At 67.4% G+C, this 14,628-nt stretch carries 8 protein-coding genes; 6 read left to right on the plus strand and 2 right to left on the minus strand.

All coding sequences use genetic code 11. The features are described from left to right. Nucleotides 1-726 precede the first annotated feature (726 nt). On the plus strand, nucleotides 727-1,026 hold the full coding sequence (locus RUU78_RS09100; RefSeq protein ID WP_313915817.1) for a hypothetical protein: 300 nt from the start codon (nucleotides 727-729) through the stop codon (nucleotides 1,024-1,026). 33 nt (nucleotides 1,027-1,059) lie between these two features. Beyond that, entirely contained in the window at nucleotides 1,060-2,190 is a 1,131-nt protein-coding gene (locus tag RUU78_RS09105) for a hypothetical protein (protein ID WP_313915819.1), read from the plus strand. Between the two features lie 178 nt (nucleotides 2,191-2,368). Here RUU78_RS09105 and RUU78_RS09110 read toward each other — a convergent pair whose 3' ends face one another. Then, the gene (locus tag RUU78_RS09110; protein ID WP_313915821.1) at nucleotides 2,369-3,187 is read right to left on the minus strand and encodes an IclR family transcriptional regulator; all 819 of its coding nucleotides are present in this window, start codon (nucleotides 3,185-3,187) and stop codon (nucleotides 2,369-2,371) included. A gap of 2 nt (nucleotides 3,188-3,189) precedes the next feature. Beyond that, the gene (locus tag RUU78_RS09115) at nucleotides 3,190-4,419 is read right to left on the minus strand and encodes an acyl-CoA dehydrogenase family protein (protein WP_313915823.1); all 1,230 of its coding nucleotides are present in this window, start codon (nucleotides 4,417-4,419) and stop codon (nucleotides 3,190-3,192) included. Between the two features lie 292 nt (nucleotides 4,420-4,711). Between RUU78_RS09115 and RUU78_RS09120 the strand changes: the two genes are divergently transcribed. From RUU78_RS09120 to RUU78_RS09135, 4 genes are all read left to right on the plus strand, one after another. Beyond that, nucleotides 4,712-5,494 (plus strand): SDR family oxidoreductase, encoded by a 783-nt coding sequence (locus RUU78_RS09120; protein WP_313915825.1) that lies wholly within the window; start codon nucleotides 4,712-4,714, stop codon nucleotides 5,492-5,494. Next, complete coding sequence (locus RUU78_RS09125; RefSeq protein WP_313915827.1) at nucleotides 5,491-6,399, plus strand: SDR family oxidoreductase; 909 nt, start codon at nucleotides 5,491-5,493, stop codon at nucleotides 6,397-6,399. Before RUU78_RS09120 ends, RUU78_RS09125 begins: the two co-directional genes overlap by 4 nt. Before the next feature lie 199 nt (nucleotides 6,400-6,598). Then, complete coding sequence (pip, locus tag RUU78_RS09130; protein ID WP_313915829.1) at nucleotides 6,599-7,609, plus strand: prolyl aminopeptidase; 1,011 nt, start codon at nucleotides 6,599-6,601, stop codon at nucleotides 7,607-7,609. 238 nt (nucleotides 7,610-7,847) lie between these two features. Further along, nucleotides 7,848-14,628, plus strand: a 6,781-nt coding sequence (locus RUU78_RS09135; RefSeq protein ID WP_313915831.1) for a putative Ig domain-containing protein, incomplete at its 3' end; no start/stop codon positions are given.

Below are 14,628 nucleotides of genomic sequence, written 5' to 3' on the forward strand. Positions count from 1 at the left end.
CGGCGCGAGCGCTCGGCACGTCACTTCAAGTGAACAACGATGGAAAGTTCCTAAACCCGACATTTGCACGCCTTTCCGGCCGATGCAGAGGCGGTGGGTGGCGCGCGCCGGTCGTGAAACGGCGCCGATGGCGGCGATGGCAGCGGCAATGGCGCTGCTGAGGCGGCGTCTGAAAAGGCGCGAGGTGTCGATTGAAAACTATCGGGAAAGCGGTGAGTGCGGACCGCCTGTCTCGCAATCGCCAGATCCGCGGCGCTGCGCCGGATCAGGCGTGGGCGCAGATGACGCGTCGTGCAGACTTCCCCGAAGACCTGGCCCATCACTCTCTCCGAGGCGATTGGTAGGCATGAAGTGCAGGTGAAGGTACAAGCTGCCAAGTTACAAAACAACTACTTTTGAACACGGAGACAAGTACCCGCATGGCGTGCGGTTTCCGCGCCTCATCGGTTCAGCGATGTGAAAGCAACTGCCGCGAACAGGCGCGCGGATTCCTGCGCGAACGGATCCGTACGGTCATGATTCGCCGGTGTCGCGGCGGCACGCAAAGACCGCCAGGCCGATGCGGCATCGCGGCAATGCGTCGTCGCGACGTCGACGCTGCGCACAACGGCAGCGCTGCCCGGTGGACCTGCGGGTGGACCTGCGGGTGGGGCTGCCCCCCCTGTTCGCGGGGATGTGCCGCCTCGATCGCGCCGCGACAATCCGGCTCGTCTCCGGGGGAATTCCATGCACCGTCCGTCCGTCGTATTCCGCCTCGCCACCGCAGCCATGCTGCTGGCCTGCAGCAGCCTGGCTTCCGCGGCTGGCCTCAGGCTGCACATGTGGCCGACCCCGCCGGTCTTCACGGGAACCAGCTATTCCATCGGCGCCTCCTTCGAAAAGGAGGATCGCAACGACGGCATCACACATCTCGGGCCGTTCACGCTGCGCACGACGCTACCCGCCGGTGTGCGCTTCGCCGGCCAGAATGGCGCGAACTGGACCTGTTCGGCGCAACCGAACCTGCGTGACGTGACCTGCATCTAGTCGGGCAATGTGGACTTCTGGAACCCGGGATCCATGTCGCTGGGCATCAACGCGGTGGTCGACTATGGCCTCGCGCCGGGGCCGGTGACCCTGAGCGCCACGCTCGAAAGCACCCAGGTACCGCTGCCGCCGAACGTGTCCTGCGTGGCGCAGCCCAGCGTCACCGGCTGCGCGACCGCTTCGACTTCGATCGTGACCTCGAAAGTGCAGATCACCGGCTGGGGTGTGAGCAACGGCACGGTCACGGCGGGGCCGGTCGCGGTCTGGACTGGACAGCCGTTCGAAGCCGGCACGCAGAGCATGATCGTGGTGGAGACGAACAACATCGGTTTCGGCCAGGTGAACACGCCTGTCGAGATCGACCTATGGCTGCCAGGTGGAATCACTTTCGACGGTGTGGTGTCTGCCATCCCGGGCTTCACATGCCAGAACCAGTCCACACCAGGTCACGTGCGCTGTACGACGCCCTACATGTACGACTCGCTCAACAGTTTTGTGTCCATGCGCGTACAAGTGCCGTTGTCCGTGCCGATCCCGGGGCCGCTGTTCGTGCATGCTGCGGTCAGCAACGACAAGCAATTGCGTCCGACGGATTGTGTCGCCAACCCGATGCAGCTCGGTTGCGGCCGCCTGCAGATTCCAACACGCACGCCGCGTGTCGCGACGCTGGTCACCGATGGCATGTCGCACAGCCCCGCAACGTTCACGCTGGGGCAGGAACAGGGGCCGCTCGTGGTCGGCTACCGCAATATCGGTGAAGCCAGCGCAGGCAGCAGCAACATCTATATCCAGCTGCCGCCCTATTTCGAATACCGCGGCCTGCTGTCGTCGTCGCCGCCCGCGACCTGTGCGGCGCAAGGCGCGATCGCGAGCGGACAGGTCGTCGTCTGCAACACCGCCGGCCTGGGTGCCGCGCCGTTCAACATCGGCAGCCTGAGCCTGCGCGTCTACGCCGGTGCGCAAGCCGCGTCGCCTGGGCCACTGACGGTGCTGTCTGCGGTGGATCTGGCCACGCCGGCCAATGCCACGCTACTGCAGTCCTGCGCGGCGAATCCTGCGCAGAGCTTCTGCGCGGTCCACGGCATCCCGACATTTTTCCCGTGTGCGGCACAGTGGACCGACGGCATCTTCTGCGATGGCCTGCAGGTCTTCGTGCGGCCCTGAGCGGGCACGCGGTAACCGGTTAGGAGCGGGGAACGCAAGGAAGCAAGCGCCGGGCGTCCCCTTCCTCGCTCCTTTTTTTCCCCAGGCAACGATGAAGCGGCCGGATTTGGCCGGCGCCTCAATTCACGGTGCGACGGATCGCCGGTTCAGCGCGTCGACGGCAGCCACGAATTCACGATCAGAAGCGGCCTTCGGTCAGTTCGTACACGCTGTTGCGCAGCGCGAGCAGGCGCGGGCCTATCTCGTGCATCAGCTTGTCGCGTGTCATCACCGAAACCCGGCCGCTGCAGTTGAACGCGAGCACACGGCTGCGGTCGGCCGAGACCATCGGCACGCCGACGGCGAAGACCTCGGGATTCCAGTCGCCGAGCGAGAAACAGAAGCCGTAGTTCTCGTAGTCCTGTCGTGCCTGCAGGATGCCGGCGCGGATGCGTGGCCAGGCGGCCGGCTCGCATTCGCGTTCGATGTCGGCCAGACGCGTCTCGAAGATCGCGAGCGGGCGCGCGGCCAGATCGGCGCGGCCCAGCGCGGTGGAACCGTGCGGCACGCGTGCGCCGACGTCGAGCTTGAGCTGGAACGTCGCATCGCCCTGACAGATGTCGAGCAGCACCATGCGTAGGCTGTCGGCCGCGCCGATCATGACCGCGGCCTGGGTCTGCGCCGCCAGTTCGCGCATCAGCGGCCGCGCGATCGCGAGCACGTCGTTGCTTTTCATGAAGGCATGGCCGAGGCCGAGCACGGCCGTGCCCAGACAGTATTTCTCGCGCTCGGGCGAATAGTTCAGATAGCCCAGCGCCGACAGCGTGAAGGTGAAACGCGACACCGTCGGCTTGGGTAGTCCCGTGCGTTTCGCGATTTCCTGGTTGCCGAGGTATTGCACGCCGTGCTCGAAGCAGCGCAGCACCGAGAACGCGCGCGCCACGGCGCTGACGAACTGCGGATGGTCGGCTGCGACGCCGCGGCTGAACACATCGGCTTCGCGCCGCGGATTGCCCATGGTCAGGCTGCGCGCGCGGCGTGGCGCGCGAGTTCGAGCTTGGCGATGGTCGCGCGATGCACTTCGTCGGGGCCGTCGGCCAGGCGCAGCGAGCGCGCGCCCGCATAGGCCGCCGCAAGCGGGAAATCGCCGCTGACGCCGGCGGCACCGTGCGCCTGTATGGCCCAGTCGATGATCTGCACGGCCATGTTCGGTGCGACGACCTTGATCATCGCGATCTCCGCGCGCGCGGCCTTGTTGCCCACCTTGTCCATCGCATCGGCGGCCTTGAGGGTGAGCAGACGCGCCTGCTCGATCGAGCAGCGCGCCTCGGCGATGCGCTCGTGCCAGATCGAATACTCGGCCAGCGGCCGACCGAAGGCGACGCGCGACGAAACGCGCCGGCACAGCAGTTCGAGCGCCACTTCGGCCAGGCCGATGCTGCGCATGCAATGGTGGATGCGGCCAGGCCCGAGGCGGCCCTGAGCGATCTCGAAGCCGCGGCCTTCGCCGAGAATGATGTGGTTCACGGGCACGCGCACATCGGTGAGCTGGATGTCCATGTGTCCGTGCGGCGCATCGTCGTAGCCGAACACCGTGACCGGCCGGCGTACGTGGATGCCCGGTGCGTCCGCCGGCACCAGCAGCATGGACTGCTGGCGGTGCGTCGGCGCCTCCGGATCGGTCTTGCCCATGACGATGTAGACCGCGCAGCGCGGGTCGCCGGCGCCGGACGAAAACCACTTGCGGCCATTGACGACGTAGCTGTCGCCGTCGCGGCGGATCGAGCACTGGATGTTCGTCGCGTCGGACGAGGCCACGTCCGGTTCGGTCATGAGGAAGGCCGAACGGATGTCGCCGGCCAGCAGCGGCGCGAGCCAGCGCTGCTGCTGCGCCTCGCTGCCGTAGCGTTCCAGCACCTCCATGTTTCCGGTGTCGGGAGCCGAGCAGTTGAACACTTCGGACGCCCACAGCACGCGGCCCATGATCTCGCACAGCGGCGCGTACTCGAGATTGCTGAGGCCTTCCGGCGCATGCGCCGAGCGTGGCAGGAAAAGATTCCACCAGCCATGCTCGCGTGCCTTGAGCTTGAGCGACTCGACCAGCGCGCTGGGCTGCCAGGGGTTGCCGGCCGCGCGATGCGCCTGCGCTTCCTCGGCGTGGCTTGCCTCGTTGGGATAAATATACGTGTCAAAAAACTGGCCGAGTTCTCGACGCAGTGATTCCACGCGCGGGCTGTAGCTGAAATCCATGCAGGTGTTCCTGGGAGGCGACAGGCGGGTAGGCCGATAAGTTCCGCATAACGGAACAGTCATTCAATCCAGCACGAAATCCTAGGCGCCGGCCGCCCCAGTCGCAAGCGCAACTTGCCGGGCGTTTCTTGAATTTCACGCCGCAGGACACTGTTGCCGCGGATTTCGTGCGTCGGTACAGTAATTCATTGTACGGAATGATGTTCCGTATATCGAAACTGGACTCGAAGGCCGTAACGTCGTCCTTCGAGTGCCCGCACGCATCAGTCACTACCTTCCGGAAGCCGCTCGCATGGGAACATCCCGCCATCTTTTCGACCTCGACGGCCGCACCGCGCTGATTACCGGCGGCTCGCGCGGCCTGGGCCTGCAGATCGCCCACGCACTGGGCGCCTATGGCGCGCGCGTATTCCTGTCGGCGCGTAAGCCCGGCGAACTCGCAGCCGCGCAGGCGCAGCTCGCGGCAAGTGGCATCGAGGCGCATGTGCTGGCGGCCGACAACGCCGATCCGGCCGACACGACGCGGCTCGTCGATGCGGCGCTCGACACGCTCGGCCGCGTCGACATCCTTGTCAACAACGCTGGTGCAAGCTGGGGCGCGCCCGCGGAAGACTATCCGCTCGAAGCCTGGGACAAGGTTTTTGGCCTGAACGTGCGCGGCCTGTTCCTGCTCACGCAGCAGATCGGCAAGCGCGCGATGATTCCGCAGCAATACGGTCGCATTCTCAACATTGCGTCGATCGCCGGCCTGCGCGGCAACCCGCCCGGGCCGATGCGCACGATTGCCTATAACAGTGCAAAAGGCGCGGTTGTGAATTTTACGCGCGCGCTGGCCGGCGAATGGGGCCGTTACGGCATCACGGTCAATGCGCTCGCGCCGGGATTCTTTCCGTCGAAGATGTCGCAGGGAATGATCGCGGCACTCGGCGAGGACATGCTGATCGGGAATGCACCGCTCGCTCGCCTGGGCGACGATGAAGACCTCAAGGGCGCCGCGCTGCTGTTCGCCTCGGATGCGGGAAAGCACATCACCGGACAGATTCTCGCCGTGGACGGAGGCTATACCGCGGTATGAGCGACGACACCATGAAGGGCAGCGTCGCTGTCATCACCGGCGCCGCGTCGGGTTTCGGTCGCGAGTTCGCGCTGCTCGGCGCGCGCCGCGGCATGCGCCTAGTGCTGGCCGATATTCAGGCCGACGCGCTCGCCGCGACACTCGCCGATGTGCAGGCACTCGGCGCCGAAGCGATCGTCCGCACGGTCGATGTCGCCGATGCCGCCCAGGTCGACGCGCTCGCACACGCGACGCTGCAGCAGTTCGGCAGCGTGCACACGGTGTTCAACAACGCCGGTGTCGGCAGTGTCGGACTGATCTGGGAAAACAGCCTGCGCGACTGGCAATGGACGCTGGGCGTCAACCTCTGGGGCGTCGTCCACGGCGTGCGTGCGTTCGTGCCGCTGATGCTCGATGCCGCCAAGGCCGATCCAGGCTACCGAGGTCACATCGTCAACACCGCGTCCATGGCGGGTCTGCTCAATCCGCCACTGAGCGGAATCTACAACGTGTCCAAGCACGCCGTGGTCGCGCTGACAGAAACGCTGCACCACGACCTCGCCCTCGTCGGCGACCAGGTGCATTGCTCGGTGCTATGTCCGTACTACGTGCCGACTGGCATCCACGTATCGCATCGCAATCGCCCGGCTGAACTCGCGAGCGAGGACCCGGCGACGCGCTCGCAGCGCCTTGCGCATTCGATGATCGAGAAGGCAGTGACCTCGGGCAAGGTCAGCGCAGCCGATGTCGCGCAGATGACGTTCGAGGCGATCGAGCAGCGTCGTTTCTATATCGTCTCGCATCCGCAGGCACTGGCGGGTGTCTTGCAGCGCGCCGAAGACATCGTCGCGTTGCGTGATCCGGTCGATCCGTTCTCGCAGCGCGAAGGGGTGCGAGAGTCGCTGATGGAGGCGTTGCGCCGGTAGCAAGCATGTACCGCACGCGGAAACGGGCCACGCCAGTGCGGCAAGTGGCCGTTGCCTGCCGGCGAAGATGGCTTCCGCGTTGCCGGACTGCCGTCGGCAGCGTCGATGTATCTGCGATGCGCTCAGCGGCGAGGTGCTGGCACACCGGCCGCGCCACGCGCTATGGTCGCGGATCCTTCGCCGCCGCGACGCTTCTTCGATGATTACGCCAACGACGCCTTACCCGCCGAGCGAACCGTATGCGAGCGGCTTTCTCGAGGTCGGTGACGGGCATTGCCTGTACTGGGAGCGTGCCGGCACGCCCGGAGCGCAGCCGGCGGTATTCCTGCATGGCGGACCCGGCGCGGGGTTCTCCCCGGCACATCGTCGGCTGTTCGACCCGCAAGGCTACGACGTGCTGTTCTTCGATCAGCGCGGGGCAGGGCGCTCGACACCGGCGGCCTCGCTCGACGCGAATACCACGTGGCATCTCGTCGGGGACATCGAACGTCTGCGCGACGAGGTCATGGGCGTGCAACGCTGGCTCGTGTTCGGCGGATCCTGGGGCTCCACGCTGGCGCTGGCCTACGCGCAGGCGCATGTAGAGCGCGTCGAGGCGCTGATCCTCCGCGGTATCTTCACCGCGACGCAGGCCGAGTTGGACTGGTTCTACCGCTCCGGGGTCGACCAGGTCTTTCCCGACAAGTGGGAACGCTTTGTAGAACCCATCGCAACCGCCGAACGCGGCGATCTGCTACAGGCCTACCGCAGGCGCTTGCAGCACGGCGATGCGGCAACGCAGCTCGCCGCGGCGCGCGCCTGGTGTCGCTTCGAGGACGAAGTATCGACGCTGGTGTTCCAGCCCGAGGCCGAGACGGGCGACGATGCGGAAGCCGATCTACGCAACCTCGCGATCGCGCGTATAGAAAACCACTATTTCAGTAACGGCTGCTTCTTGCGGGATCAACAATTGCTGCATGAGTCTCACCGCCTGGCCGGTATTCCTGCCGTGATCGTGCACGGCCGCTACGACATGCCTTGCCCGGCCAAGTACGCCTGGGATCTGCATCGTGCCTGGCCCGAAGCCGAGTTTCATCTGGTCGAGGCCGCGGGCCATGCGTATCGCGAGCCCGGCGTGTTCGAACGACTGCTGCAGGCCACGGCGCGGTTTGCGCGCAAGGCAGACACGACCCTCGCGTTGGAGAGTCAGACGCGGATCCAGCGGGCGTGATCTGCTTGCGAACTGCTCGTGGCTGCGGCAAGGGATGCGTGGGCAACCGCGGCTGATAGCCGTAGCCGGTTGACGCTGCCGACCCGTAGTTCGGCCCGGTGTGGGAGTCTCAAGGAGCCAATTTCCGGTAATTCACACCCATACGCAGGCGTATGTGTGGACGATGTCACAAATCTGCTGGGATAATCGCCGCGGTGCCGGCAGTGCTGGCCTGTCTTCGGTCTTCAGGGGTTCTTCCATGGTGGTTCTGTCTGCGCCGGCGCGTACTGGCGACATTCTTGTGTTCGCGCGTCGGGTACTGGTGGCGCTGGTGTGCCTGGTGATGGCGCCGCTGGCCTCGGCGCAGGTGCAGCGCACGTTCGTGAACCTGGGGTTCGAGCAACCGTCGGCCGGTGCCTCGACGTGTTTTTTTCAGGTTGCCGATGCGCAGGTGCCGGGTTGGACGACGAATCACCCGAGCCAGGCCGGTGTGAACTGCGCGCCGTCGATCACGGCGCAAAGCGGTCCGCTGATTGAAATCTGGGCCAACACCTTCAACGGGGTGAACGCGCGCGCGGGGCAGCAGTTCGCTGAACTCAATGCCGAAGCGGCATCGCGGATCTACCAGAACGTGTGTCTTGCCGCGGGCGAGCCGATCGACTGGCGTTTCAGCCATCGCGGTCGGCAGAGCGCGACGGTCAGCGACGTGACGGAATTTCGCGTGGGGTCGAGTGCGGGGACGAACCGCGTCGTGCGTGCGGGCACGCAGACCGATGGCGGTGGCGGTGTGGTGACCTGCTATGGCGACGACGGCGGCGTCGCGACGAACGCTTGTACGTCCACGCTCGCGAGCTTCGGCTGGCGCGACTACAGCGGCCATTTCACGTGGCAGGGCACGACGGGCGTGCAGGCGATCGGTTTTGAAGCCGTGTCGGCCGCGGGTGGCGCGACGATCGGCAATTTCATCGACGACATTCAGGTCACGCTGCGGCCGTTCGTCGAACTGTCGACGGCCAGTACGAGCCTGCACGAAAGCGCCCCCTCCGGCTGGCCGACGCTGCGTGTCGTCGGCACGGTGCCCACGGGCGGCATCGTGGTTCCGCTGACCGTGCAAGGCGGCGGTACTGCGGCGCGCGGCAGTGACTTCAGCACCGCCAGCGGCAGCGACACGTTCAGCCTCACGATCCCGGCCGGCGTCTACGACGGCAACGATTTCGTGTTGCCGATTGCCGCACTCGACGACACGCTCGTGGAGGACAACGAATTCCTCGATATCGCGATCACGGCGTCTCCGAGCAACTACGTGCTCAGTTCGACGCAGATCTGCGGCGCCGCACCGATCCTGTCGACGCGCGTGATGTTGTTGGACAACGATATCGATCTGGGCGTTGCGCTCGATGCACCGGCGACGGTGCGCGACGGTACGGCACTGGTGTACACGGCGACCTATGCCAATCGCACGGCGCGTCCGACCCGCGGCGACACCACGGCGCACGATGCGAGCGTCAGCGTGTCGGCGACCGTGCCCACGGGCCTCACGATCACCGGCTGGACGTGTTCGGCGATCGGCGGCGCACGCTGTCCGGGCGGCGCACCCGATGCGAGCGTCAGCGGCACCGGACCGATCACGGGCACGGCGCTGCTGACGGGCGGTGCGAGCGGTGGCAGCGGCGGCGCGGTGACGTTCACGGTCGGCGCCACGGTCGCGGCCGATCACTGCACGCCGCTGACGCTGAGCGCGCAGCTCACGGCACCGACGGGCTTGAGCGAAGCCAGTGGTGCGCAATCCGGCTTCACGACGCCGGCCCCCCACGGCAGCAGCGACAACACGGCTTCGCGCAATGTGAGCGTGTCGTGCAATACCGCGCCGGTCGCGCAGGCGGCCACGGTTGCGGTCACGAACACGACGACGGCGGCGATCACGCTGAGTGCAAGCGATGCGGACGGCGACGCCTTGACCTGGCGCATCGTCACGCCGCCGTCCCACGGCACCTTGAGCGGCACGGCGCCGACGATGACCTATACGCCGGCGAGCGGCTATGTCGGCAGCGACGGCTTCACCTTCGCCGCGAACGACGGCACGGTCGAATCGGCGCCGGCCGCGGTCGGCATCACGGTCACGGCCGTCAATCGCGCCCCGCAATTGACGGGCACCGCCCCCACGATGGTGGACGAAGGGGCCACGTATACCTTCAGCAATCCCAGCAGCGATCCGGACAGCGGCGATACGCGGAGTCACAGCCGCGTCGCTGGGCCCAACGATCTGAGCGTCGACGCCACGAGTGGCGCGATCAGCTGGCCCGCCGCGTCGGCGCTCGTCGGCTCGAACCGGCTGCCGAACACGCGCTGCTACGGCGGCGGCACGACGATCAGTGCCGCACCGCTGGCGGCCGACGTGATCGCGATCGTCGATGAATCCGGTTCCATGATTGGCGAGCACGCGTGGACGTCGGATTTTGCGATCCCGTTCCACGCCTATCTGACGGCCAACGGCATCGGCACCGGCGGCGATGCGAACCGCTACGGCCTCATGGGCTTCAACGAAGCGCCGCGCGTGATTCCGGTCGGCGGCCTGCTGATGGGCGATCACCTGGACTTCCTCGCGGCGACAGGGCAGTACCGGATTCCCGAGTTCGGTGGCACCGAGGACGGCTGGAACGCGATCCACGGCGCGCTGATGCAATACCCGCTGCGCGCGACCGCGTCGCGCCAGGTGATGCTGATCACGGATGAGGACCGCGACGCGGCCAATACGACGTTGAGCTATGCCAGTACATTGGCCGAATTGACGACCTATGAGGTCGCGCTGACCGCGGTCGTCAACGCGCGCTTCCAGTGCGGTGATGCGAGCGTGGCGCTGGGCATCGGTCCGGAGGGGCTGGGCTATAAGGCCGACGGCAGCGGCGGCTATGTGACGTGCACCAGTGCGAGCGCGGTCAGCGGCGACGGCACGACGATCGCCGATTACGTGAACCTCGCGATGGCGAGCGGCGGCACGGCCTGGGACATCGAACTGCTGCGCGACGGCGGTGCGATGGCCGAATCGTTCACGAGCGCGCTGATCGCCGCCCAGGTGCGCGAGATCCTGACGCAGGAACCCACGGCCGAGCAGGCCGATCTCTACGTGCACGACCTGCGCCTCGTCGAAGGCGAGAACGAGGTCGAGGTCACGCTGGGCAACCGCGGTCTGGCCGCGGTGGCGCAGCCGTTCACGGTGACGTTCGCGGCGGAGGGTGTGCCGTTCGCGACGAGCGACATCGCCTCGCTCGCGGCCGGTGCGTCGGTGACGCGCCGTGTCGCCTGGCCTGGCGGCAATCCCGCGCAGATCAGCGCCACACTGCGTGCGCCCGGCACGATCGACTGTCGCGCGGACAATGAATCGCTCACTGCGATCGTCGCGCGCGTGCGCGTGAGCGATGCGGGCGGCCTCACGGCCGAGCGTCAGTTCAGTGTCGCGGTCGAGGACGTCAATGCGGCACCGGCGATCAGCTCGACCGCGCCGACCAGCGTCGTACCCGGCGACCGCTATGTCTATGCCGTGCAAGCCAGCGATCCCGATCGCGGCGATGCGCTGGCCTACGCGCTGGATGCCGCACCCAGCGGCATGAGCATCGACGGCCTGACCGGCGTGATCCGCTTCGCACCGACGTCCAGCCAGAGCGGTTCGCACAGCGTCACGGTGCGGGTCGCCGATCTGGCGGGCCTGAGCGTCACGCAGTCGTTCACGCTGTCCGTCGGCAGCGGCCGAGTGCCGCCGCGCTTCACCTCGCTGCCGAACCGCCGCGCGGTACAAGGGCAGACGTATACCTATGCACCGACGGTGAGTGCGGCCCCGGGTGCGGTGCTCGCGTTCACGCGCGTGGAAGGACCGGGCGGTCTGCAGGTCGATGCGACGAGCGGTGCGGTGAGCTGGGGCGTACCCGGCGACTTCGCCGGCCGGTCCGCGCGCGTGGCGCTGCGCGTGAACGACCAGTACGGTGCGTTCCACCTGCAGTTCTTCACGCTGCTGGGCGATGTGCCCAACGAAGCGCCGGTGATCACGACGCAGCCGCTGACGACGATCACGACCGGCGGGGGCGCGTATGTCTACACGGGCCGCGCGAGTGATCGCAACCTGTTCGAGACGCAGGCCTGGAGCGCGCCGCTCAAACCGAGTGCGGCGACGATCACGCCGATTGTGTCCACGTCACCGCCGGGCACACTGGGGCAATTGAACTGGCCGCTGGCGGGCCAGAGCGCGGTGGCCCCGGCGAGCCTGGAGCAGCACAACCCGTGGTGCGCGATCGTGCCGGCCAGCGTGCGGGCGTTCCAGCCCGTGGCGGCGTGGCGCCAGTCGTCCAACGGTCCGAGTTCCTCGCCGCTGATCGGACCGCTCGCGGACACCGACGGCAATGGAGTGCTCAACACGAACGACCGCATTGCGGCCGTGTCGATCACCGGTCTGGGTGGCCCGCGCGTGCGTGCGCACGATGCGATGACGGGCGAGATCCTATGGACGTACACCGGCGGCTATGCCGATGTCGAAGTCGCGCCGGCGATGGCCGACATCGACGGCCGCGGCCAGGTCACGATCCTGTATCTGGATGCCACGCGCCGCCTCGTGGCGCTCAATGCCGACGGGACCTTGCGCTGGAGCTCCAGCGCGCAGGCGGGCAACTACACGTTTTACGGCAACGCGATCAGCCTCGCCGACCTGGATCGTGACGGCACCGCGGAAATCCTCGTCGGCCCGGCCGTGTTCAACGCCAACGGGAACCTGCGCTGGCAGTACCCGAGCCCGACTTACGAATACAGCCGATCGATCGCGCTCGATCTGGACGCCGACGGCGTGCAGGAAGTGGTCTACCGCAGCGAGGCGCGCTCGGCGGACGGGACCTTGCGCTGGCGCTCGCCGAGCGCGCTCGCGAACGAAACCGTGCACCACAGCCAGATCGCACCGATCCCGGTCGACGGCGGCGGCCAGCTCGGCCTCGTGGTCAGCGAACAGACCACTGCGGGCTATCGCCTGAGTGTGTTGCGCCGCGACGGCACACCGATCTGGCGTCTGACCGATCAGGCCATCATCAACCGCGTCGGCGCACCGCTGGTCGCGGACTTCATCGCCGAAGAACCCGGCAACGAAATCTACCTGGCCGCGCTGGAGACCTTGTTCAGCAGCCAGGACGGCCGCGTGTTGTGGACGCTCGCGGGCACGCAGGGTCCGCGGCGCTACACCGGCGCGAGCGCCGTGGCACTGGATGCCGACAACGATGGTCACCTGGAGATCTACTCGCCGTCGTGGGACGGTCTCAACCGCGTCGACGCCCGAAGCGGTGTGGTGACCGCGCGTGTGGGCGCGTATTCGTATGGCTTCCAGTATGCCGGTCCGGTGCCGACGTTCGCGGATCCGCGCGGCGACGGCCAGGGACGTGTGTGGATCGGCGAGGGCGGTTATGCGGCGAACTTCAAGCCGGCGATCGGCAGCTGGGCGATCGGCGCGCGCGTCGTGCACCAGCAGGCGTATGCGGCCGATCGCATCGGCGAGGACATGCGCGTGCGCGTGGCGATGCCGGGCGTGCTGCCGGCACCGCTGTACGTCTACGGTGCGCCGAACCCGGCCGTGACCGCGACGCAGTACCAGAGCGACCTGCGCGTGTTCGGCCCGTATCTGCCAGGCACGAGCGCGGACCTGATACTGCGCGCCGACGTGCGCAATCGCGGCACGGCGGCGAGCCGGCCGTTCACGGTCGCGTTCTACCGCGGCAGCAGTGCGGTGGCGGGCAACCTTCTGGGCCGCGTCGAGCTGGCCTCGGTGCCGGCCGGTGTGACGGCGGTGGCGAGCCTGCCGGGCCTGGACACCGCGGCGCTGGGCAGCGGCGCGCTGCTGGCCGTGATCGAGCCGGCGGCGGACGAGGACGAGTGTGCGACCGGCAACAACACGAGCGGCGGCTGGGCGTTCCAGGTCGCGGTGACCGACAACGAGGCGGCGACGACGACGCAGACCTGGGCGGCGGGCTTCGTGCAGGCCACCGGGGTCGCGCCGAGCTTCACGACGACAGCGCCGACCGCGGGCAACGAACAGCAGCCGTATCGCTACGACGCGGTCGCGACGTCCCCCTACGCCGGGGACACGATCGCCTACGAACTCGCGTTCGGCCCCGCCGGCATGGTGGTGGATCCGCGCCGCGGCACGGTGGAGTGGACGCCGGCCTGGGGCCAGACCGGCTGGCTGCAGTTCACGCTGCGCGCGACCAACCTCATGGGCAGCACGATCCAGCAGCAGACCTGGGTCTACGTGACGCCCTCGAGCGCGCCGAACACGGCGCCGGTGTTCACCTCGACCGCCACCACCAGCGCCCTCGTTGGCGTGACCTACGAATACACCGCAACGGCGACCGACGCCGAAGGCCACGTCATCACCTACGCGCTGAACACCGCGCCGACGGGCATGACGATCGAGGCCGCGACTGGCCGCGTGCGCTGGACGCCGACGGCGACTGCGAGCAACGTGCCGGTGACGGTCAAGGCGACCGACGCGCGTGGCGCGTTCGTGACGCAGTCCTTCGCGCTGACCGTGTATCCGGGCGCCAATCGCGCACCGGTCATCACGAGCACGCCGGGCTACACGGTCGCGCCGGCCAGCGCGTATGCCTATACCGTCACCGCGACCGATGCGGACAGCGACACGCTGACCACGACGTGGCTGGGCGTACCGCCGGGCGCGACGACGAACGGCACGACGATCAACTGGACACCGCAGGCATCGCAGGTCGGCGAACACACGGTCTCGCTCGAAGTCCGCGACGGCCGCGGCGGCATCGCCGCGCAGAGCTGGGTCATTTTCGTCAACGACGCGGCCACGAATGGCGCGCCGACGATCAGCGGCACACCGGGCACGAATGCGTACATTGCGCAGTCGTATACCTATGCCCCAATTGCGAGCGATCCGGACAACGACGTGCTGAGCTGGCGCCTGGCGCGCGCACCGGCGGGCATGACGATCCACGCGAGCACGGGGGCGATCGCCTGGACGCCGGCGCGGGCCCAGGTCGGTATGCACG

The sequence above is a fragment of the Tahibacter sp. genome, from assembly GCF_032229445.1.
GTDB lineage: Bacteria > Pseudomonadota > Gammaproteobacteria > Xanthomonadales > Rhodanobacteraceae > Tahibacter.

Excerpts from the sequence above, each read along its gene's own strand:
- RUU78_RS09100 (WP_313915817.1), top strand. The coding sequence starts at position 727 with ATGCACCGTCCGTCCGTCGTATTCCGCCTCGCCACCGCAGCCATGCTG.
- RUU78_RS09110 (WP_313915821.1), bottom strand. The coding sequence starts at position 3,187 with ATGGGCAATCCGCGGCGCGAAGCCGATGTGTTCAGCCGCGGCGTCGCA.
- RUU78_RS09120 (WP_313915825.1), top strand. The coding sequence starts at position 4,712 with ATGGGAACATCCCGCCATCTTTTCGACCTCGACGGCCGCACCGCGCTG.
- RUU78_RS09105 (WP_313915819.1), top strand. The coding sequence starts at position 1,060 with ATGTCGCTGGGCATCAACGCGGTGGTCGACTATGGCCTCGCGCCGGGG.
- RUU78_RS09115 (WP_313915823.1), bottom strand. The coding sequence starts at position 4,419 with ATGGATTTCAGCTACAGCCCGCGCGTGGAATCACTGCGTCGAGAACTC.
- RUU78_RS09125 (WP_313915827.1), top strand. The coding sequence starts at position 5,491 with ATGAGCGACGACACCATGAAGGGCAGCGTCGCTGTCATCACCGGCGCC.
- pip (WP_313915829.1), top strand. The coding sequence starts at position 6,599 with ATGATTACGCCAACGACGCCTTACCCGCCGAGCGAACCGTATGCGAGC.